Consider the following 19,418-nt stretch of genomic DNA (forward strand, 5'->3'; position numbering starts at 1 on the left):
ATGGCACGGATTGAAAAAGTCGAACTGCGCATGGTTGACCTTCCGCCGAAGGTCAAACGCACCGATGCGATCCAGAGCTTTGTCAGTCAGGAAACACCAATCGTCACCATCACCGACAGCGATGGGGCGGTGGGTACGGGCTATAGCTATACCATCGGCACCGGCGGCTCGTCCGTCATTCGTCTGTTGAACGACCATCTGGTACCGCTGATCATCGATGAGGATGCGGATTGCATTGAGGCGATCTGGCGCAAGCTCGAATTTGCGACCCACGCCACAACCATTGGCGCGATTACCGCTTTGGCGTTGGCTGCAATCGATACGGCCCTCTGGGATCTGCGTGCGAAGAAACAGAACCTGCCGCTGTGGAAGCTTGCAGGTGGTGCCAAAGATCGCTGTCCGCTTTACACGACCGAAGGCGGCTGGCTGCATATCGAGAAAGAAGCACTGGTCGAGGATGCATTGCAGGCCAAGGCCAAGGGTTTTTCCGGCTCGAAGGTCAAGATCGGCAAGCCGCATGGTTCGGAAGATTATGCACGTCTTTCGGCTGTTCGTGCAGCCGTGGGTGACGGCTTTGAAATCATGACCGACTGCAATCAGGGCTTTAGCGTGGATGAAGCGATCCGCCGTGCCGAGCGCCTCAAAGAACTCGATCTTGCATGGATCGAAGAACCACTTCCGGCCGATGATCTGGACGGCCATATCCGCCTGACCCGTTCCACCCCGACACCGATTGCGGTGGGTGAATCGATCTATTCGATCCGCCATTTCCGCGAATATATGCAGAAGGGCGCTTGCTCCATCGTGCAGGTGGATGTGGCGCGTATCGGTGGCATCACGCCATGGCTGAAAGTGGCGCACGCTGCTGAAGCCTTCGACATGCCGGTCTGCCCGCACTTCCTGATGGAGCTGCATGTCAGCCTCACCTGTGCCGTGCAAAACGGGCGCTACGTCGAATATATTCCGCAGCTTGATGACCTGACCACCAAGGGCATGGAAATTCGCGATGGCCACGCCATTGCGCCGTCCGAACCGGGTATTGGCATTTCGTGGGATTGGGATGCCGTGCGCGCGCGGTCGGTTGCCGAATTCACCCGCGAGATCGTGAGGTCGTAATGACGCAGCGCCAGAAGCAAAGAATGGGCATGGTTATCGGGCTAAAGCCTGAGAAGATCGCAGAATATAAGAAGCTGCACGCGAGTGTCTGGCCAGAAATTCTTGCGCTCATCTCGGAATGCAACATCACCAATTACACGATTTTTCTCAAAGAGCCGGAAAACCTGCTGTTTGGCACATGGGACTATGTCGGCACCGACTTTGATGCCGATATGAAGAAGATGGCTGCAAGTCCTAAAAATCAGGAATGGTGGTCTGTTTGTATGCCATGCCAGATGCCGCTCGAAACCCGCAAAGAGGGTGAGTGGTGGGCGATGATGGAGGAGGTGTTCCATCATGACTGAGGTCTTTGATCCGAAAACCCTGCGCCAGTGGTGGGCTAAGCCTGCTAAACCAAAACCAATCGTGATTTTCGGCGCAGGCAGCATTGTCGGCGATGCGCATCTGCCAGCCTATAAAAAGGGCAGCTTTCCGGTTGCGGGCATTTTCGATCCCAATTTCGAGAAAGCCTCAGCGCTTGCCGACAAATGGGGCGTGAAGGCTTTCGCAAATCTTGAAGAAGCACTTGCCGTGGAAGGCGCGATCTTCGATCTGGCAACGCCGCCCTCAGCCCATGCTTCGATCCTGTCGCAACTGCCGGAAGGTGCAGCGGTCCTCATTCAGAAGCCGATGGGCAGTGACTTGGATAGCGCAACGGAAATCTTGAAAGTCTGCCGTGCGCGCAATCTCAAAGCTGCGGTGAATTTCCAGCTTCGTTTCGCGCCGATGATGTTGGCACTTTACGATGCCGTTGATACGGGCTTGCTTGGCGAAGTGGTGGATTTCGACGCATGGCTGGCGCTTGCGACCCCTTGGGGTCTGTGGCCGTTCCTCAAAGGTCTGCCGCGTATTGAGATCGCCATGCATTCAATCCATTATCTGGATTTTGTGCGCGGTCTGCTCGGCAATCCGCAAGGCGTTCACGCTAAGACGCTCGGCCATCCGAACCACGAAGTCGCACAGACCCGCACAGCCGCAATCCTCGATTATGGCAACCGCGTGCGTTGCTCTTTGTCGATCAATCACGACCATGATTTTGGCCGCAAATTTCAGGCCTGCGAATTCCGCATTTGCGGGACTGAGGGTGCGGCCTATGTGAAACTCGGCGTCAATCTCGACTATCCACGCGGCGAACCGGACGAGCTTTGGATCAAGCCAAAAGGCGGCGACGATTGGGTGCAGGTAGAGCTTCAAGGCGCTTGGTTCCCGGACGCATTCTTAAACCGCATGGCGCAGTTGCAGCGCTTCGCCACTGGTGAAGATGCGGAGCTGATCGGCTCGGTCGAAGATGCATGGCACACCATGGCACTGGTTGAAGCGGCCTATCAGTCGAGCGCTGCGCCTGCGACGCCGCTTGCTGCAAAACCGGAGTTTTGATCATGTCTGAACAGGTAATCTATTTTGAAGATTATGAGCTTGAGGCTCAGCGCATAACCTATGGCCGCACGATCACCGAAACCGATTTCGTGGTTCATGCCGGTCATACGGGCGATTTCTTTCCGCACCACATGGATGCGGAATTTGCAAAAACTCTGCCTGGTGGTCAGCGCATTGCGCATGGCACGATGGTCTTTGCAATCGGCGTCGGCCTGACTGCGACGCTTATTAACCCTGTTGCGTTTTCCTATGGCTATGACCGCCTTCGGTTCGTGCGTCCGGTGCATATTGGCGATACGATCCGCACGCGCGTGACGATCAGTGCAAAGGAAGACGACCCGAAGCGGGCAAATATGGGCCGCGTGACCGAGCGGTGCGAAGTGCTTAATCAGCGGGATGAAGTGGTGCTTGCTTGCGACCACATCCTGCTTGTTGAACGGAAGGCATGACTATGACGATACGATTTGATGGAAAAACCGCACTCATCACAGCGGCTGCTCAGGGCATTGGCCGTGCGAGTGCGCTGGCATTTGCGGAAGCGGGTGCCAAGGTCTATGCGACCGACATCAACGAGAGCGCTCTCAAGGAACTCGAGGGCGTTTCGGGAATCATCACCCGTAAGCTCAACGTGCTTGATGATGCAGCCGTGAAGGCACTTGTTGCCGAGATTGGTCAGGTCGATATCCTGTTCAACTGCGCGGGCGTCGTCCATGGCGGCTCGATTTTGGAAATGAAGGACGAAGACCTCGACTTCGCGATCAATCTCAACATCAAGGCGATGATCCGCACCATTCAGGCCGTGCTGCCGGGCATGTTGGAGCGCAAGGATGGCGCCATCGTCAATATGGCGTCCGTTGCTTCGAGCGTCAAAGGCGTACCGAACCGCTTTGCCTATGGCGTCACCAAGGCAGCTGTCATTGGACTCACCAAGGCGGTTGCTGCCGACTATGTTGCCAAGGGTATCCGCTGCAACGCCATTTGCCCCGGTACGGTTGAAAGTCCGTCGCTGCAGGATCGCCTGCGTGCGCAGGGCGATTATGAAGAGCAGCGCGCGGCTTTCATCGCGCGTCAGCCTATTGGCCGTATCGGTCAGCCGGAAGAAATTGCCGATCTCGCAGTCTATCTCGCAGGTGCGACTTACACCACCGGTCAGGCCTACAACATCGACGGTGGCTGGACCATTTAGGGTGGCCGATATTCAGTCTCTGGCGGCCTGCAAATGGCGTTTTTCTACGCTTGCCTAGGCTCATGTACCTTTAAGTACACTCCGCTCCGGTTCTCGAAAAATACCATTTTCGGCACACCATAACCAGAATCTCAACCAGCCTTAGGCGCCCTATTGTTACCAATTCAGCATCCCCACAAGGAGTAAACTTATGAAATTTCTTCGCTATGGCGAAACGGGTCAGGAAAAGCCAGGCCTTCTCGATGCAGACGGAAATATCCGTGATCTTTCCGCCCATGTCAGCGATCTGTCAGGTGCGGTTCTCAGCCCTGAAACTCTTGCTAAGCTTGGTTCGCTCGATGTGAATGCACTGCCGAAGGTCGAAGGCAACCCGCGCCTCGGCCCTTGCGTTGCAGGCACCGGCAAGTTCATCTGCATCGGCCTCAACTATGCTGACCACGCAGCAGAATCCGGCATGGCTGTTCCGCCAGAACCAGTTATCTTCATGAAGGCAACTTCGGCCATCGTAGGTCCGAATGATGATCTGCTCATCCCGCGCGGTTCGGAAAAGACCGACTGGGAAGTCGAACTCGGCATCGTTATCGGCAAGACTGCGAAATACGTTTCTGAAGAGGATGCGCTTGATTATGTCGCTGGCTATTGCACGCTGCATGACGTCTCAGAACGCGCTTTCCAGATCGAACGTGCTGGTCAGTGGACCAAGGGCAAATCCTGCGACACGTTCGGCCCAACTGGCCCATGGCTGGTGACGAAGGACGAAGTTGCTGATCCGCAAAACCTCAAAATGTGGCTCACCGTCAACGGTGAAACCATGCAGGACGGCTCGACCAAGACCATGGTCTATGGCGTGCGTCATCTGGTTTCCTACCTGTCGCAGTTCATGTCGTTGCAGCCGGGTGACATCATCTCCACTGGCACGCCTCCCGGTGTTGGCATGGGCATGAAACCACCGCGCTACCTCAAGGCTGGTGACGTTGTCGAACTCGGCATCGAAGGTCTCGGCACACAGAAGCAGAACGTGCGCGCTGACGTTTAATTCTTTTGAACATGCTCCCTGAACCCGTTTCGCGGGAAGGGAGCATGCTCTGATCACGGATAAATTATGACGAAAATCACTGATCTGCGCGTCTTCGATCTCCGCTTCCCGACTTCACAAAGTCTGGACGGCTCTGACGCAATGAACCCGGACCCGGATTACTCGGCAGCTTATGTCATCCTCGATACGGATGACGAGGCACTGAAAGGCCATGGCCTCACCTTCACCATTGGTCGCGGCAATGATATCTGCTGTCAGGCCATTCTCGCCATGCGCCATCTGGTTGTCGGCTCCTCGATGGATGATTTCCTCGCGGCCCCCGGCAAGTTCTGGCGTTACCTGACTGGCGATAGCCAGCTGCGCTGGATCGGCCCGGACAAGGGCGCGATGCATCTCGCCACCGGTGCCGTCGTCAACGCCTTCTGGGACCTCGCTGCAAAGCAGGTGGGAAAGCCCGTCTGGCGGCTCGTGGCCGATATGTCGCCGGAAGAAATTGCCGATATCGTCGATTATCGCTATCTCACCGATGCGCTGACGCGCGATGAAGCGATTGAGATTCTGCGCAAAGCAGAGAGCGGCAAGGCTGAGCGTATCGCGAAGCTAGAAGCTACCGGCTATCCTTGCTACACGACCTCGGCGGGCTGGCTGGGCTATGACGACGACAAGCTGCGTCGTCTGTGTCAGGAAGCGATTGATGAAGGCTTCAACCACATCAAGATGAAGGTTGGCCGCGACCTCGAAGACGATATTCGCCGTCTTACCATCGCGCGCGAAGTGATCGGCCCGGATCGGTATCTGATGATCGATGCCAATCAGGTCTGGGAAGTCGATCAGGCGATCGAGTGGGTCAACAAGCTTGCTTTCTCGAAGCCCTTCTTTATCGAAGAACCAACCAGCCCGGATGATGTTGCAGGTCATCGCAAAATCCGCGAAGCCATTGGCGACGTGAAGGTTGCGACCGGCGAAATGTGCCAGAACCGCATCATGTTCAAGCAGTTTATCGCCGAAGGCGCCATCGACATCGTGCAGATCGACAGCTGTCGTATGGGTGGTTTGAATGAAGTTCTGGCCGTATTGCTGATTGCTGCAAAATACAACAAGCCGGTCTGGCCACATGCAGGCGGTGTTGGCCTGTGTGAATATGTGCAGCATCTATCCATGATCGATTATGTTGCCGTTTCCGGCACCATGGATGGTCGTGTCATCGAATATGTCGATCATCTTCACGAGCATTTCATCGAGCCGTGCATTATCAAGGATGCGGCTTATATGCCGCCATCGCTGCCGGGCTTCTCGATTGAAATGAAACCACAGTCGATTGCGGAATATACGTTCAAGTCGTGATCCTGTTCTTGGATGATCAAGGCCGCGCTGTCGAAGATATTTCGCAGCACGGCCTTGCCTTTTTTTATTTTTCTCTAGTCGCGCTAAGACCGGACTAACCCGCATTTTTAAGTTCTATTTTTATTATTGATCGCTTACGAATAGTCTGTTCCTCGCAAGACTGCGGAATGTGATTTGGAAAAAGGGGTCATGATGAAAAAGGCAATTTGGGCGCTTGGTGTGTCTGTTCTTCTTGCAACCGCCACTTCTGGTTATGCGCAGGTGAGTGCAGAAGTTGGTGTGCTTTCCTGCGATGTTTCTGCGGGCATTGGCCTGATCATTGAACAGAAGCAGAAGGTCAGCTGCACACTTTCCAACGGCAATGGCCTGTCACAGCAATACAAGGGTTCTATCGATCAATATGGTCTGGAGCTTGGTGAAACCACTGGCGGCCAGATGACATGGACTGTTCTGGCTGCAACGACCACCGTCGAACCGGGCGCACTGGCCGGGACCTATGCCGGCGCTGAAGCAGATGCAAGCCTTGGCCTCGGTGCAGGTGTGCAGGTTTTGGTTGGCGGAACTGGTCAGGCATTCACACTTCAGCCGCTTGCTGTAGACACCGAAAAGGGTACTGCGCTGTCAGCTGGTGTTGAAACGCTGACGCTGGAATATGTTAAGCAGTAAGCTTGTATTTTCTAAAAGACAAAAGCGCGTCAGATCAATGGCGCGCTTTTATATAAGCGCAACCCGAAAAGTTGGAAACGGCTTTCGGACAAAGTTGCGCTTAAGAATGGACGATAAAGAAAGCAGCTCATCAGAGCGCCAGCCGGAAGCACGAAAGCGCCTGCAATGCGCCCGGCAGTGATTTCACGAATAGCCATATCCGTTCGGTTGTGCGTGACGGTTTTAATCAGGGCTTCAGCAATACAACGAATCAGGCCCATTGCGCTGTGCACGGGATAGCAAGCAGGCGAACCGGATAGGCTTGGTGCGGCAATAAGGGGTCGGCTTCGGCGCCGTCCCCTTTTATCACTGGATCATAGGGCCAATGTTGAAGGGCTAACGTGATGTTTTGCCGCATATGGAGTGGTTATGCCCCCGAACTTCGTTATAAAATAGATGAAGTGAAAAGCATCGGATCGACCGCTGATCAGGGATACGTCGTGACGCTCCCATGACATTTGCATCTCATCAAGAAGCTCTTCAAAAGAGTGAGAAGGTGTTGCGGACCAAAAGCTCGCTATGCCGCCTGGTCTCAATGCATTTATAACAGTTGATAGCCCTTCTTTTGCATAGATTGCATCATTTTCATTTCTGACCAGAAAATCCGGTCCATTATCTGTATCCATCAAGATGAGATCAAAGCTTGAGCGACTTGCTTTCAGCGTTTGCATAACGTCGGCAACTTCGATGTTTACACGAGGGTCATTGAGCGGAAAATTCGCCAGATGGCCAATATTATGACGGTTCCAATCGACGATTTCAGGTACGAATTCGCACACTGTCACGCTTGTTCGTGCGGTGAGCATGTCTAAAGCTGCTCTCAGTGTGAAACCCATACCTAGGCCGCCGATCAAAACATTCTTAGGCGATGTATCCAATAATCGGATTGAACGCTCCGCCAGAACCGTTTCTGACTGGAAGTTTATATTCGACATGAGTTCGAGGCCGTTGTACCGGATTTCGAAAATATCATCCCGTTGACGCAATAAGATCTCGTCGCCAGCAATGTTGCTGGCCCGAGCAAGCTCAGTCCAGATAGCCATGATAAATCCCAACCATGGAACTACCTTAAAAAGGTAGAACTTCGATAATTCAGGGTGATTGGTTTTTGGGGTCGCTGGCCGCTTAGCGGTGCAGCAACCCGATGGCATCGTCTGAGCGAGCATCCATCATCAAAGGAAAGACGGACTGATTGTTCGAGATCGCAGACAACATTAATCTGTTCTGAAATTTTGTCGTCATGAGCTCATAAATCCCGTAGCAGGTCTACGTCCAATGGGCTCACACGTAGGAAATAGCTGGAACGAATGCAACCACTTGTTTATTGCGCTGCCGAAGTCATGGCCTTTCCAACGTGTCTAAGCAATTGCTGGAAGAGGGGCATCCTGTATGATGCTTTATTAAGGCCCTGATTCTTATGAACTCCTTCACATTGAACCGATGTAACGCGGGTATCTCACTCAAGCAACCGATACCCAAAAACGTCAAACACCAGGGAGCAATATTTTTCAACATACAAAATATTGATTTTTTTAAAAGCGATGGTGCCCGGAGACGGATTTGAACCGCCGACACGCGGATTTTCAATCCGCTGCTCTACCAACTGAGCTATCCGGGCATCCTGCAGGCGATTTCTCACCGTGTGGCGGTGTTGGTGTCCGCCGGAAGTGGGTGCGTTATAGCATTAAATTTCGCGCTGTCCAGCACCCTATCGCACTTTTTATAATATTTCTTATAAACACGCTAAAGCACCGTTTTGATTGTGGAAATTATAGCATGTCTCCCAAAAGTGGGGACCGGTTTTGGGATAGAGACATGCTTAAAAAACAAAAGGCTAATGCGTGTTGTTTGATTAAGACAAAATGCAACGCGCATTAGACACAAGAAAACGTCAGTTGTCGTTTTCTTCCTCTTCTTCAATCGTTTTTCCTGGAATGACATAGCTTCCCGAAAGCCAGCGATTGAGATCGATGCTTTTACAGCGCGGCGAGCAGAACGGATAAGAATCACGCGTCGATGGCTTGCTGCATTCAGGGCAGGGGCGTGTCGGACGCAACGGTGTGACACGTGCGTCCGGTGCTGTCGATATGTCTTTCTTGTCGCTCATAGAAATTTCAGACCTTGCCGCTTTCCCAGTTTGCATAAACCGGATAGTCACCGTCAGCCAGCAGGCTTACAACTTCCTGAAGCGGCAGCCCGACAACATTGGTGTAAGAGCCAACCAGCTTGACCACAAAGCTGCCAGCAAGGCCCTGAATGGCATAGCCACCAGCTTTGCCGCGCCATTCGCCGGAAGCGAGATAGGCATCCATTTGTTTGCGTGTCAGGCGCTCGAAACGCAAACGCGTTTCAACAAGCGTCTGGCGCAAATTGCCATTGGGCAAGATCAGGCAGACGCCGGTAAAAACCTTATGTGTGCGCCCCGACAGAAGACGCAGACATTCCCGCGCTTCGTCCGTGATTTCTGCTTTGGGCAGAATACGGCGACCAACCGCGACAACCGTATCAGCTGCCAGCACAAAAGCTTTGGCGAAATTTTCATCGCCCTGCAATTGTTCCTGTGCAGCCTTTGCCTTCTCGCGCGCAAGACGACGCGCGAGCGAACGCGGATGTTCGCTACGCTCAGGCGTCTCGTCAATATCAGCCGGCTGAATATGATCCGGCTCAATGCCGACTTGCCCCAGAAGCTCAATCCTGCGGGGAGAGCCGGAGGCAAGAACCAGCTTATGTTGCGCGCTCATAGACACCAGTTTTCCTGAAAAGCGAAGTGAGGCTTACTTGAAGCGGTAGGTAATACGGCCCTTGGTCAGGTCGTAAGGGGTCATTTCAACCAGAACCTTGTCGCCTGCGAGAACGCGGATGCGGTTTTTGCGCATACGGCCAGCAGTGTGAGCAATAATTTCGTGGTCGTTTTCGAGCTTTACGCGGAACATTGCATTTGGCAGCAGTTCCGTAACAACACCTGGAAACTCTAGGACTTCTTCTTTCGGCATACGATACCTATTTCTTTCTACGATAAATTGGCCTGAAACCGGGCCATAGCTTTAAATTTGGCCGGAACCTATATGATTAGACGGCATTTGTGAACAACGGAATTGGATTAGGCTGTGAGGCTGTTAATTTGGGGCCAAACGCTGCGTAATTTGGCGCTTTAGCCGGTCGCGCACATCACGATAAGCATCCATGATCTGCTCGCGGCTGCCTGTCACAAGCGTTGGGTCAGGTGTGGGCCAATATTCCACATCAACTGAGAAACCACGCATTTTTTCAAGCACTGTATGATGTGCAAGCGGGGTCAGTGTAATGATCAGGTCGAAATAACCATCTGCCAGTTCTTCCAGCCCGCGTGGTTGACGGTCATCAAGCGACAAGCCTTCTTCAACAAGCACAGCATCAACAAAGGGATCGCGCTCGCCGCGCTGCACGCCGGCGGAAGCAATGAACATATTGGATGGCAACAGTTTTCTGGCAAGAAGTTCGGCAATGGGTGAGCGTATCGCATTCTTTCCGCAGACAAAAAGCACAGAGGTTGGCCGTTTGGCGGCTTTCACTTCTTCTGATGGTGCAGTCACGTCCTCAATCGGCATCAAGGATCAGCCCCGCCAGTGCAGCACGCAAACAAGCGTGAAAAGACGCCGTGCGGTGGTGAAATCGACTTCGATTTTGCCGTTCAAACGGGTTTGCAGAACTTGCGATCCTTCATTATGCAAGCCACGTCGTCCCATATCGATGGCTTCGATCTTGCTGGGGCTGGCGGAGCGGATCGCTTCATAATAGCTTTCGCAGACCATGAAATAATCGCGCACCACGCGGCGCAGAGGCGTCAGCGACAGAATGTGAGTCGCAACAGTGTCGTCGTTTTCGCGCATGATCGAAAAAATCAGGCGTGATTCCATCAGCGACAGTTTGAGCTTGTAGGGACCGCCCACATCGTCGCCGACCGGGTAGAATGTGTTTTCCTCAACCAGATCAAAAATCGCGACCGCGCGTTCATGCTCGACATCAGGCGTCGAGCGTCCGATGGACTCATCCAGCTCGATGTCGATCAATCGGGCATTAGGAACGCCAGCGGTCATGATTCCTCATAGATTAAGCCGAATGGCGACGGATTGTGCGTGAGCATCAAGGCCTTCGGCACGGGCAATTTCAATGGCAGCCGGTCCGAGTGCGCGCAGCTGATCGGGGCCGAGCTTCAGAAGCGAGGTGCGCTTCATGTAATCCAGAACCGACAGGCCTGACGAGAACCGTGCCGAACGTGCCGTTGGCAAAACGTGGTTGCAGCCGCCGACATAATCGCCGATCACTTCTGGCGTATAAGCGCCGATAAACACTGAACCAGCATTGCGAATTTTTGGCAAAAGCGCTTCCGGGTCAGCGGTGGCGATTTCAAGATGTTCAGCAGCAATCCGATTGGCCAGCGGAATGGCCGCTTCAAAATCATCGACCAGAATGACTGCACCAAAATCGCGCCAGCTTGCGGCGGCTGTTTCAGCACGCGGCAAAGTTTTGAGCTGACGTTCGACGGCTTCTTCGACAGCCTTTGCGAAGGCCTCGTCATTGGTCATCAGGATCGATTGCGCAGCCGTGTCGTGTTCGGCCTGTGCTAGAATGTCTGCGGCCAGCCAGTCTGGATTGTTGTCCTTGTCGGCAATCACCAGCACTTCCGATGGTCCGGCGATCATGTCGATGCCGACCGTGCCAAACACGATGCGTTTGGCTGCGGCCACGAAAGCGTTGCCGGGGCCAACAATCTTTGCAACCGGGGCAATGGTCTCTGTGCCATAGGCGAGTGCCGCAACAGCTTGCGCACCGCCAACACGATAGATTTCCGAAACACCGGCCAGACGTGCTGCCACCAGAACCAGCGGGTTCAGCTTGCCATCGGGCGAGGGGACAACCATCACGATGCGCTCGCAGCCTGCAACCTTTGCTGGCACGGCATTCATCAGCACCGAGCTTGGATAACTTGCCGTGCCGCCCGGAACATAAAGCCCGACCGCTTCGATTGCCGTCCAGCGCGAACCGAGTTCCACACCAAGTGCATCGGTGTAGCGGTCGTCTTTTGGCAGCTGACGCGCGTGGTGCTTTTCAATGCGCTCATGGGCGAGCTTCAGTGCCTCGATGGTCGAGGCTGGTGCCTCTTCAAAAGCCGCATCGATTTCAGCTTCCGTCACACGAATGCCGGTCTTCTTCAGATCAATGCGATCAAAACGCTGCGAATATTCAATCAGTGCAGCATCGCCTTCGCGGCGCACACGATCAACGATGTCGCGCGCAGCACGATCAACATCTTCCGAAACTTCGCGCTTGCCTGTGAGGAAAGCTGCAAACGTCTGTTCAAAATCAGGATCGTTTTGTCTGAGCGTCGTGGCCACGCTGGTATTCCTTTAATTATCAGTCATTTTCAGTCTGGGCAAAGCCCCTATGGTCAAAGCGGCAATCAGGCTTCGTGTTTTGGCACGGAGGCTGTTTCCCATGCTGGACCAAGATCTGTTAGCTGCGCTTCAATGCATTCTACATCGAGACGGATAGCGGCATTTGCCGAGAAAGTCAGTTCCAAAGTTCCGGCTGGTGCTTCGCCTGCGATAAAGCGGATAGCCAGCAGCGAAAGAACTTCTTCGGTTTTCTGCCGGTCAACGCCGCTGCCTTTCACCGCCGTAACGCGATTAAAATGCAAAGCGGTGCGGCGACGCTGATATTGCGGCTTGCGGAACAGCTTTGGCTTGGCTTTTTCCCACGCGAAACGGTTGAGCGTGAGGACAAAGCGCTTATCCGTCGCCAGATATTGCAGGTCTGATACTTTCAGAACCGCATCCTGAAGATGGGCGGACAGGACCTGCAAGTCTTCCTCATCCAGCGCCACAAGCTTCAACATTTCCATATCTGGTATCATTCCCTGCTATTCTCAAAATGATGCTGGAAGTAACTTTACATGTAGCCACAAAAAAATCGACAGGCTTTTCAGCCTGTTGATGAATAAGCTAAAGCATGTCGCGGAAAAGTGGGGACCGTCTTCGCGGGGAAATCAGTCCACTGGACTGATTTCTGATCCCGCTACGATCCGATAACGACAAGCGTAAAAACAAAAAGATAAAGCGTGTCGATCGAATACGATAAATTGCGACACGCTTTAGGTGCGAAAGAAAGGCCGGAAACTGATTTCCGGCTTGTAAATGATTAACCGCTGATGCGTTCGACATTCGCTCCGCAACGCGAGAGCTTTTCTTCCAGACGTTCAAAGCCACGATCAAGGTGATAGACGCGGTTGACGATGGTTTCGCCTTCGGCTGCAAGCCCAGCGATTACCAGCGAAACTGAAGCGCGCAGATCGGTTGCCATAACCTGCGCACCCTTGAGGCGCTCGACGCCTTCGACAGTTGCAGTCTGGCCGGACAGCGAAATCTTTGCCCCAAGACGTGCCAGTTCCTGCACATGCATGAAGCGGTTTTCAAAGATTGTCTCGGTAATATGCGAGGTACCCTTGGCCATTGTCATCAAGCCCATGAACTGTGCCTGAAGATCGGTTGGGAAGCCGGGGAATGGATCCGTGGTAACATCAACCGGATGAATACCATGGCCATTGCGCACAACGCGAAGACCGCTATTGGTTTCGTTGATTTCCGCACCAGCCTTGCGCAGGACATCAAGTGCTGCGGTCAGCTGACTTGCCTCTGCACCTTCGAGCACAACATCACCGCCAGTCATTGCCACAACCATGGCATAGGTGCCGGTTTCGATGCGGTCAGGAATGACGCGAACGCGCGCGCCCGACAGACTGGTTACACCCTGAATGTGGATTGTCTCGGTGCCAGCACCCGTGATTTTTGCACCCATTGCGTTCAGGCAGTCGGCAAGATTGACGACTTCCGGTTCGCGGGCAGGATTCTCGATAATGGTTTCGCCCTTGGCAAGCACCGCTGCCATCAGCATGACATGGGTTGCACCGACCGAGACTTTCGGGAAGCGATAGCGTGCGCCAACAAGACCACCCTTGGGCGCGCGTGCTTTGGCATAACCGTTTTCAATGTCGATCTGGGCACCAAGCGCCTGAAGGCACTCAAGCAGCAAATCAACCGGGCGCGTACCAATCGCGCAACCGCCAGGCAGCGATACGGTCGCTTCGCCCATACGCGCCAGAAGCGGTCCGATAACCCAAAAGCTTGCACGCATCTTGGACACCAGTTCATAAGGCGCGACGGTATCGACAATTGTGCGGGCCGTGAAATGGATGGTGCGCGAATAGGAACCGTCCTGATGTTCGCGGCGGCCATTGACTGAATAATCAACGCCGTGATTGCCCAAAATACGGATGAGCTGCTCGACATCGGCGAGGTGTGGCACGTTTTCAAGCGTCAGCGTATCGTCGGTGAGAAGCGAAGCAATCATCAGCGGAAGTGCTGCATTTTTCGCACCAGAGATAGGAATGACGCCATTAAGCTTATTGCCGCCGACGATTTTGATGCGATCCATGCTGTTTCACCTTCTGGGCCGAAGCCGTTGCCCGGTAATCGATAATTGCAAAAACTGCGGTCTTGGGACTCGCAGTGTTGCAATATGAAATTGACTGATCCTGCGGCGAAATTACGTCGATCACGAATCATAGTCGTGCAGTGACGCCAGCAAGAGATTAATTGCGCTTTTATAACAGCTCCTCCCTATCTTCAAGGAAGGCTTCACAACATACGTATTCGCTAAAAAAACAGTTTCTAAAGTTGCAAATCCTGATTAAGCGCAACAAATCTCAATCCTGATCCTGTTTGCCGGCCGTAATGCCGTCATTACGCTCGTCTGCATCGCCCGCTCGCCGGGAGCGCGACTGCACTTTGCGGCGCATCAGATTCGCGCGCAGTTGCTCTGCGCGCCGTTTTTCACGCGGGTCCGGTTGGCGCTGCTCGTTGTTTTTGGTGTCTTTTTCACTCATGGGGTCTTTGTACTACGGCGCATTGCCCGCGAAAAGTGGGTTTTATAGCTGCCTTTGGGAGATTTCCACATTATGTCAAAATAATTGCATTTGGTTGCTTGCGATTTGTGCGATGATGTGTCAGAAGTCCGCCGCGTTCAAGAGAATGCTGCGGTAGCTCAGTGGTAGAGCACTCCATTGGTAATGGAGAGGTCGAGAGTTCAATCCTCTCTCGCAGCACCAGTTTTTCTCCTTTTTAAGTATAGAGCGCTTTTCAATAATATCTATGAATGTTTATTCGTGTCGTTTCGCGCGCGATTTTCTGGCTTTTTAAACTCGATTATTATTGCTGCCATGATATTGTGTGCAATATTCATATAGACTTACAGTAAAAATAGACCAACTTTAGACATTTTTCGTTTATAGAATAGGTTAATTTATAAAATTAACTTTAAATTTAATGATATATTTGGAGTCTTGTTGTTGATGAAATTGAATATATTTCTTGTTTGTTTTTCCGTGTTGTTTGCATCCGGTTGTGTCAGTTCAGGTTCGGCTAGATTGTCGGAGCGTGAGGTGATGGTGCAATCTAGTGCTGACCCTGTTTGTGGAGCGCACGGCGCTTTGATCGCTGCACAGAAACAGGCTGCGGTTGAGACCATTAAAGCTGGATATGACAAATACATTGTTTTGGGCGCATCGAGCTCCAACAATGTGCAAACGCACATTTTACCCGGAGCTACTAAAACGCGTGCTAAAGCTGATTTTGATGATGAGACATTGTCTTATAAAGTCACGACTCGGCATAGGTCCGACATTGTCACGACGGGCAGCTTTGATCATGAGTTCATGATACGCATGTTTAGGGAGGGGGAGCCGGGCGCATTTCAAGCAGTTTCTGCAAGAGCCATTCTCGGTCCTCAATGGATGGAGATTGTGCATACAGGCGTCTTTAACTGCATGTAGCGCTATTCATTATTCTCGTCTTCAAATGAATTGATTCTGAGCTGCTACCACATGTGATTGCATTGTAAATATTTGATCGCGTTTAGAGCATCTCCAGTTTTCATTGGATCATTAGAGATGCTCTGCCTCTTTGTTTTGCAAGCGCATCTTGTTCCGAAAACCGTTTCACACTTTTCGGGATGCGCTCTAGCAGTTTTCAGATTGGGAAAATAAACGTGGCGCTTCTAGCTTATCTATCAAACGTAAATGACGTTCAAAGCTGTTACCGATAGAAATTCAGGATGTTTTTAAGGTAAATAAAACAATCGTTTTAACTATTGAACGATATGTTTTTAAAGAGAAAATGGCGCACCCGAAAGGATTCGAACCTCTGACCCCCAGATTCGTAGTCTGGTGCTCTATCCAGCTGAGCTACGGGTGCTTGCCTGTGTGCCGCGTCGTCTGCGGCGATGGGCGGTTGATAATCGGACCCATGGCTAAATGCAAGCGCCTTCTTGGAAAAAAATGCGCTTATGTGAAGTTTTCTTTACAAGCCGCGGTTTTCCGGGCTTTTTCAAACCCTTCGCAGCTGGGGAAAACCCGTATTGCGCGCCGGAAATATTCAAATCAGCTGATGAAACCCTCTTCATTGAGGGAATCATGCTGCAAAATTTTCTAAATAGCGCCGTTTGCGTGCTGGTTAGGGCGTCTTTCGTTCATGTGCGGCAAGTCGGGGAGACGAATCTCGAAATGTGCGCCGATGGGGCGATCTTCACGTAACTCGATTGTACCGCCATGGGCGCGGACCAGTTCTTGGGCAATCGCGAGCCCCAAGCCAGTCCCGTCGCTACGTGTTGAGCCTTTGAAGGCCTTAAATAGGTGGTCGCGTGCTTTTTGTGGCAGGCCGGGGCCGGTGTCCTCAACACCGATGATCGCCGTGGTCCCGATACGACCTGCAGAAAGGGTCAGGCGCTTGACGGTGGCAACATCGCTGGTGTGGTCGCGCTCCATTGCCTGCACCGAATTGCGGCATAAATTACAAAGCACACGGAACAGCTGCTCGGAATCAGCGTCGAGTTCGAAATCCTCCGCTATCAGGTTTTCAAATTCGATTCCGGGATGCTGGCTGAGATTGAGTGTCTCCTGAACATCAAGAACAACAGCATGAAGCTGGATACGGCGCGGCGTTGGTGGCAGTTCCTGCGAGCGCCCATAAGCCATCACGCTCTCGGAATAACTGATCGCACGGCTAAGCGTGTGAATAAGCTTCGGCGCAAAACGTTTGACTGCCGGGTCTTGCGTGTCCGCGAGCCGATCAGACATCAATTGCGCTGAAGCAAGGATATTGCGCATGTCGTGGTTGATCTTGGAAACGGCGAGACCCAAATCAGCGAGATGTTTTTGTTCTTTCAACGTGCGTTGCAAATCTGCCTGAATATGGGCGATCTGACGCTGAGCCACACCGAACTCGTCTTTGCGATCTTCTGGAACCAGGATCTTGGTTGGATTGTCAGGCGATAACGCAAAGTCGATCATGTTGCGATGCATCAGGCGGACAGGCCTCAGCAGCATTTCATGGATGATGAGATAGATAAGGCTCGCCGCAATAATGGAGATGAGCAACGAGATGAGAGCGACGTTACTCGCATAACTGAGCATCGCATGGCGAAGCGGTGCGTCAGATGTGACGATTTCAATAATCTGCCCTGATGGGTCGTTGGGTGGAACCGATCCATAAATTCGTAAAGTCCGGTCGCCGCCATTAAACAGTGTGCCAAAGGCATCCCAGATGGCAGCCGCTTCGCTGATATTATTAAGATCAATCACCTGATCGATCGGGCCAGGCATGTCGCTCATAGCAAGCAGGTTAGAGGCACCAGCATTTCGCAGGGCAATCGCTTTGGTGCCGGTGGCAAGCAGAACCTTGTCCTGCACTTCACGCGGAATATCGATATTGCCGCTGGCAACCAGCACTTCGCTGACTGCTTCCACCGTATCAAGACGTGCGTTCATCCAGCGCACGCGCATGTTGGCCACAGATGGCACAAAAATCAGAACTTCGGCAATCAGAACGGCAAGTGCCGTTAAGATAAGAAGTTTGCTGGACAGGCGGTTACGCCAGCGCAGCCGGGTAAACTGTTTGGGCGATGTATTATCGTCTTGTGCTGAGGCCATAGCCGGTGCACGCGCAGCAATCTCTGCTGCAACTCCACCGGATTCCATGGTCTTTTCTATGGCCGTCATACGCACAATCCATATCGACGGATTGTTCGCAGGAGATGCAACATTCCATCAGGGGAGTTTCTGAATGAATAATATCGTTACAAATGTTGCCATCTATATATGCCTGCAAAAGATAATTCCAACGGCAATTGCGGTTCCAAGTTTAAACAATCTGGTTCTGGAGCATTGTCAGCATTACCGAAATTTAACTCGACGTGCTGAATCGCCACGTGCAAAATCACAAATGGGAAAATCCGTGATGATGCAGCTTGTGCATGGCGATGCAACCTATTGGCGTGATCATCATTTAGATACGCTTTGCGGGTATAAGCTGCGAGCATGAATATGAATATTTAATCAGATGCCTTTCGAAGCACTCGATAGCGCTCTGTCGGAGAGTTGAATGAAGTCGTGGAAGCAGATTGTTTTGTGCCTGCTTATAATCGGAGCTGCCGCAGGCGGCTGGTATCTCTATAACAACAAAGACTCTTCAACACAGACTGCTTCAGGCAACAACGCTCCCACACAGCAATCGCATGGCGGTTCCGGTGCCCGTCCGGCGCCTCTTGTTGTGGTGGAGCCAGCAGGCGAGGAAACAATCAACAGTCGCCTGACTGCGATTGGTTCGGCGCGCGCGTTGAGTACGGTTTCGGTCACGCCCTATTCCAGCGGTAATATGAAAGAACTGCTGGTCAAAGCGGGTGACGTCATCAAGGTGGATGACCCGATTGCAATTCTGGACAATGAAACAGAGACAATCGCGGTTAGCAAAGCGCAGATTGCGCTCAAAGATGCGGAAGCCGCACGGGATCGTATCACGCGATTGCGCGCTACCAACACGGCAACGGTCGTTCAGGAAGTGGAAGCGGATCTCGCTCTGGCCAATGCAAAACTGGCCCTTGAAGATGCGCAGCTGGCGTTGAACCGTCGCACGGTACGTGCGCCGATTTCCGGCGTGGTTGGCATTCTCCCGGTCAATGCAGGCAATTATGTTACGGCGCAAACGTCGATTGCGCGCATTGATGACCGTTCGAAAGTGTTGATTGATATCTGGGTACCGGAACGTTTTGCACCACAAATCAAGGTGGGTCAGCCACTGACCGCTGAGTCTACCGCTTTCCCTGGCGTGCGCTATCAGGGGACGATCAATGCGGTTGATAACATGCTTGATGAGGCAAGTCGCACACTGCATGTGCGGGCTGAAGTCAACAATGACGATGATCGACTGCGCGCAGGTATGTCGTTTACAGTGACGCTTCTCTTCCCCGGTGACAGTTATCCCGCTGTCGATCCTCTGGCCATTCAATGGGGCGCTGACGGTTCCTATGTCTGGCGTGTGGAGGATGGCAAAGCAAAGAAAGTCCCGGCTCGCATCGTGCAGCGCAACGCCGCCAGTATCCTGATCGACGGTGCGGTTAAAGAAGGCGATATGATCGTGACACAGGGTGTGCAAACCGTTCGTGACGACGCGCCGGTGCGCGTGCAGAATGCGCAAGGGACCGCTTATGCTGATCCATCCGCCAAAAGCCGCGTTGCAGGGTGAGGAT

The 19,418-nt window shown here is 52.7% G+C and carries 22 protein-coding genes and 3 tRNA genes; 12 read left to right on the forward strand and 13 right to left on the reverse strand.

Annotation, left to right across the window (positions count from 1 at the left end):
- From RI570_RS07920 to RI570_RS07955, 8 genes are all read left to right on the forward strand, one after another.
- Nucleotides 1-1,116, forward strand: a complete 1,116-nt coding sequence (locus RI570_RS07920) for a mandelate racemase/muconate lactonizing enzyme family protein (RefSeq protein WP_313827866.1) — start codon at nucleotides 1-3, stop codon at nucleotides 1,114-1,116.
- A complete protein-coding gene (locus RI570_RS07925) occupies nucleotides 1,116-1,460 on the forward strand; it encodes an L-rhamnose mutarotase (RefSeq protein ID WP_313827867.1) in 345 nt (114 codons plus the stop codon). Before RI570_RS07920 ends, RI570_RS07925 begins: the two co-directional genes overlap by 1 nt.
- Nucleotides 1,453-2,532 carry a Gfo/Idh/MocA family oxidoreductase gene (locus RI570_RS07930; RefSeq protein ID WP_313827868.1) on the forward strand — a complete coding sequence of 360 codons (1,080 nt, stop codon included), beginning with the start codon at nucleotides 1,453-1,455 and terminating at the stop codon, nucleotides 2,530-2,532. The genes RI570_RS07925 and RI570_RS07930 overlap by 8 nt, the downstream gene beginning before the upstream one ends.
- Nucleotides 2,533-2,534: 2 nt before the next feature.
- The gene (locus RI570_RS07935; protein ID WP_313827869.1) at nucleotides 2,535-2,981 is read left to right on the forward strand and encodes a MaoC/PaaZ C-terminal domain-containing protein; all 447 of its coding nucleotides are present in this window, start codon (nucleotides 2,535-2,537) and stop codon (nucleotides 2,979-2,981) included.
- Nucleotides 2,982-2,983: 2 nt separating this feature from the next.
- Nucleotides 2,984-3,718 carry an SDR family oxidoreductase gene (locus RI570_RS07940; protein ID WP_313827870.1) on the forward strand — a complete coding sequence of 245 codons (735 nt, stop codon included), beginning with the start codon at nucleotides 2,984-2,986 and terminating at the stop codon, nucleotides 3,716-3,718.
- A gap of 190 nt (nucleotides 3,719-3,908) precedes the next feature.
- The gene (locus tag RI570_RS07945; RefSeq protein WP_313827871.1) at nucleotides 3,909-4,754 is read left to right on the forward strand and encodes a fumarylacetoacetate hydrolase family protein; all 846 of its coding nucleotides are present in this window, start codon (nucleotides 3,909-3,911) and stop codon (nucleotides 4,752-4,754) included.
- Nucleotides 4,755-4,820: 66 nt separating this feature from the next.
- Entirely contained in the window at nucleotides 4,821-6,098 is a 1,278-nt protein-coding gene (locus RI570_RS07950) for an L-fuconate dehydratase (protein WP_313827872.1), read from the forward strand.
- Between the two features lie 189 nt (nucleotides 6,099-6,287).
- Nucleotides 6,288-6,764, forward strand: coding sequence for a DUF992 domain-containing protein (locus RI570_RS07955; protein WP_313827873.1), 477 nt, complete (start codon nucleotides 6,288-6,290; stop codon nucleotides 6,762-6,764).
- A gap of 353 nt (nucleotides 6,765-7,117) precedes the next feature.
- Here RI570_RS07955 and RI570_RS07960 read toward each other — a convergent pair whose 3' ends face one another.
- The 11 genes from RI570_RS07960 to RI570_RS08010 form a co-directional block, all read right to left on the reverse strand.
- Nucleotides 7,118-7,969 (reverse strand): hypothetical protein, encoded by an 852-nt coding sequence (locus tag RI570_RS07960; protein ID WP_313827875.1) that lies wholly within the window; start codon nucleotides 7,967-7,969, stop codon nucleotides 7,118-7,120.
- A gap of 376 nt (nucleotides 7,970-8,345) precedes the next feature.
- A tRNA-Phe gene (locus RI570_RS07965) sits at nucleotides 8,346-8,421 on the reverse strand.
- 273 nt (nucleotides 8,422-8,694) lie between these two features.
- Nucleotides 8,695-8,910 carry a DNA gyrase inhibitor YacG gene (gene yacG / locus RI570_RS07970; RefSeq protein ID WP_250039037.1) on the reverse strand — a complete coding sequence of 72 codons (216 nt, stop codon included), beginning with the start codon at nucleotides 8,908-8,910 and terminating at the stop codon, nucleotides 8,695-8,697.
- 7 nt (nucleotides 8,911-8,917) lie between these two features.
- Complete coding sequence (locus tag RI570_RS07975) at nucleotides 8,918-9,544, reverse strand: Maf-like protein (protein WP_313827876.1); 627 nt, start codon at nucleotides 9,542-9,544, stop codon at nucleotides 8,918-8,920.
- 33 nt (nucleotides 9,545-9,577) lie between these two features.
- The gene (infA, locus tag RI570_RS07980) at nucleotides 9,578-9,796 is read right to left on the reverse strand and encodes a translation initiation factor IF-1 (protein ID WP_007873428.1); all 219 of its coding nucleotides are present in this window, start codon (nucleotides 9,794-9,796) and stop codon (nucleotides 9,578-9,580) included.
- A 123-nt stretch (nucleotides 9,797-9,919) separates the two neighbouring features.
- The gene (locus RI570_RS07985) at nucleotides 9,920-10,390 is read right to left on the reverse strand and encodes a low molecular weight phosphatase family protein (protein ID WP_313828596.1); all 471 of its coding nucleotides are present in this window, start codon (nucleotides 10,388-10,390) and stop codon (nucleotides 9,920-9,922) included.
- A gap of 6 nt (nucleotides 10,391-10,396) precedes the next feature.
- Nucleotides 10,397-10,879: a UPF0262 family protein gene (locus RI570_RS07990; RefSeq protein WP_313827877.1), complete on the reverse strand. Its 483-nt coding sequence runs from the start codon at nucleotides 10,877-10,879 to the stop codon at nucleotides 10,397-10,399.
- 6 nt (nucleotides 10,880-10,885) lie between these two features.
- On the reverse strand, nucleotides 10,886-12,178 hold the full coding sequence (hisD, locus tag RI570_RS07995; RefSeq protein WP_313827878.1) for a histidinol dehydrogenase: 1,293 nt from the start codon (nucleotides 12,176-12,178) through the stop codon (nucleotides 10,886-10,888).
- A 65-nt stretch (nucleotides 12,179-12,243) separates the two neighbouring features.
- Complete coding sequence (locus tag RI570_RS08000) at nucleotides 12,244-12,684, reverse strand: DUF2948 family protein (RefSeq protein WP_313827879.1); 441 nt, start codon at nucleotides 12,682-12,684, stop codon at nucleotides 12,244-12,246.
- A gap of 296 nt (nucleotides 12,685-12,980) precedes the next feature.
- Nucleotides 12,981-14,273 (reverse strand): UDP-N-acetylglucosamine 1-carboxyvinyltransferase, encoded by a 1,293-nt coding sequence (murA, locus tag RI570_RS08005; RefSeq protein ID WP_313827880.1) that lies wholly within the window; start codon nucleotides 14,271-14,273, stop codon nucleotides 12,981-12,983.
- Nucleotides 14,274-14,544: 271 nt separating this feature from the next.
- On the reverse strand, nucleotides 14,545-14,724 hold the full coding sequence (locus RI570_RS08010; protein WP_313827881.1) for a hypothetical protein: 180 nt from the start codon (nucleotides 14,722-14,724) through the stop codon (nucleotides 14,545-14,547).
- 147 nt (nucleotides 14,725-14,871) lie between these two features.
- Here RI570_RS08010 and RI570_RS08015 point away from each other — a divergent pair.
- Both RI570_RS08015 and RI570_RS08020 read left to right on the forward strand, forming a co-directional pair.
- Nucleotides 14,872-14,946, forward strand: a tRNA-Thr gene (locus RI570_RS08015).
- Nucleotides 14,947-15,186: 240 nt separating this feature from the next.
- Nucleotides 15,187-15,669 (forward strand): hypothetical protein, encoded by a 483-nt coding sequence (locus RI570_RS08020; protein ID WP_313827882.1) that lies wholly within the window; start codon nucleotides 15,187-15,189, stop codon nucleotides 15,667-15,669.
- 344 nt (nucleotides 15,670-16,013) lie between these two features.
- Here RI570_RS08020 and RI570_RS08025 read toward each other — a convergent pair.
- Together RI570_RS08025 and RI570_RS08030 are read right to left on the reverse strand one after the other, a co-directional pair.
- Nucleotides 16,014-16,090, reverse strand: a tRNA-Arg gene (locus RI570_RS08025).
- Between the two features lie 233 nt (nucleotides 16,091-16,323).
- On the reverse strand, nucleotides 16,324-17,871 hold the full coding sequence (locus RI570_RS08030) for a sensor histidine kinase (RefSeq protein WP_409558653.1): 1,548 nt from the start codon (nucleotides 17,869-17,871) through the stop codon (nucleotides 16,324-16,326).
- An 85-nt stretch (nucleotides 17,872-17,956) separates the two neighbouring features.
- Here RI570_RS08030 and RI570_RS08035 point away from each other — a divergent pair, with 85 nt between their 5' ends.
- Entirely contained in the window at nucleotides 17,957-18,214 is a 258-nt protein-coding gene (locus RI570_RS08035; protein WP_313827884.1) for a hypothetical protein, read from the forward strand.
- A 60-nt stretch (nucleotides 18,215-18,274) separates the two neighbouring features.
- A complete protein-coding gene (locus RI570_RS08040) occupies nucleotides 18,275-19,414 on the forward strand; it encodes an efflux RND transporter periplasmic adaptor subunit (protein WP_313827885.1) in 1,140 nt (379 codons plus the stop codon).
- Nucleotides 19,415-19,418 lie beyond the last annotated feature (4 nt).

Source organism: Brucella pseudogrignonensis, assembly GCF_032190615.1.
Classification (GTDB): Bacteria; Pseudomonadota; Alphaproteobacteria; order Rhizobiales; family Rhizobiaceae; genus Brucella; species Brucella pseudogrignonensis_B.

Bases quoted from the DNA above. Each gene is read 5' to 3' on its own strand.
- RI570_RS07920 (WP_313827866.1), top strand. From the start codon at position 1: ATGGCACGGATTGAAAAAGTCGAACTGCGCATGGTTGACCTTCCGCCG.
- RI570_RS07925 (WP_313827867.1), top strand. From the start codon at position 1,116: ATGACGCAGCGCCAGAAGCAAAGAATGGGCATGGTTATCGGGCTAAAG.
- RI570_RS07930 (WP_313827868.1), top strand. From the start codon at position 1,453: ATGACTGAGGTCTTTGATCCGAAAACCCTGCGCCAGTGGTGGGCTAAG.
- RI570_RS07935 (WP_313827869.1), top strand. From the start codon at position 2,535: ATGTCTGAACAGGTAATCTATTTTGAAGATTATGAGCTTGAGGCTCAG.
- RI570_RS07940 (WP_313827870.1), top strand. From the start codon at position 2,984: ATGACGATACGATTTGATGGAAAAACCGCACTCATCACAGCGGCTGCT.
- RI570_RS07945 (WP_313827871.1), top strand. From the start codon at position 3,909: ATGAAATTTCTTCGCTATGGCGAAACGGGTCAGGAAAAGCCAGGCCTT.
- RI570_RS07950 (WP_313827872.1), top strand. From the start codon at position 4,821: ATGACGAAAATCACTGATCTGCGCGTCTTCGATCTCCGCTTCCCGACT.
- RI570_RS07955 (WP_313827873.1), top strand. From the start codon at position 6,288: ATGATGAAAAAGGCAATTTGGGCGCTTGGTGTGTCTGTTCTTCTTGCA.
- RI570_RS07960 (WP_313827875.1), bottom strand. From the start codon at position 7,969: ATGCTCGCTCAGACGATGCCATCGGGTTGCTGCACCGCTAAGCGGCCA.
- yacG (WP_250039037.1), bottom strand. From the start codon at position 8,910: ATGAGCGACAAGAAAGACATATCGACAGCACCGGACGCACGTGTCACA.
- RI570_RS07975 (WP_313827876.1), bottom strand. From the start codon at position 9,544: ATGAGCGCGCAACATAAGCTGGTTCTTGCCTCCGGCTCTCCCCGCAGG.
- infA (WP_007873428.1), bottom strand. From the start codon at position 9,796: ATGCCGAAAGAAGAAGTCCTAGAGTTTCCAGGTGTTGTTACGGAACTG.
- RI570_RS07985 (WP_313828596.1), bottom strand. From the start codon at position 10,390: ATGCCGATTGAGGACGTGACTGCACCATCAGAAGAAGTGAAAGCCGCC.
- RI570_RS07990 (WP_313827877.1), bottom strand. From the start codon at position 10,879: ATGACCGCTGGCGTTCCTAATGCCCGATTGATCGACATCGAGCTGGAT.
- RI570_RS08000 (WP_313827879.1), bottom strand. From the start codon at position 12,684: ATGGAAATGTTGAAGCTTGTGGCGCTGGATGAGGAAGACTTGCAGGTC.
- murA (WP_313827880.1), bottom strand. From the start codon at position 14,273: ATGGATCGCATCAAAATCGTCGGCGGCAATAAGCTTAATGGCGTCATT.
- RI570_RS08010 (WP_313827881.1), bottom strand. From the start codon at position 14,724: ATGAGTGAAAAAGACACCAAAAACAACGAGCAGCGCCAACCGGACCCG.
- RI570_RS08030 (WP_409558653.1), bottom strand. From the start codon at position 17,871: ATGGAATCCGGTGGAGTTGCAGCAGAGATTGCTGCGCGTGCACCGGCT.
- RI570_RS08035 (WP_313827884.1), top strand. From the start codon at position 17,957: ATGAATAATATCGTTACAAATGTTGCCATCTATATATGCCTGCAAAAG.
- RI570_RS08040 (WP_313827885.1), top strand. From the start codon at position 18,275: ATGAAGTCGTGGAAGCAGATTGTTTTGTGCCTGCTTATAATCGGAGCT.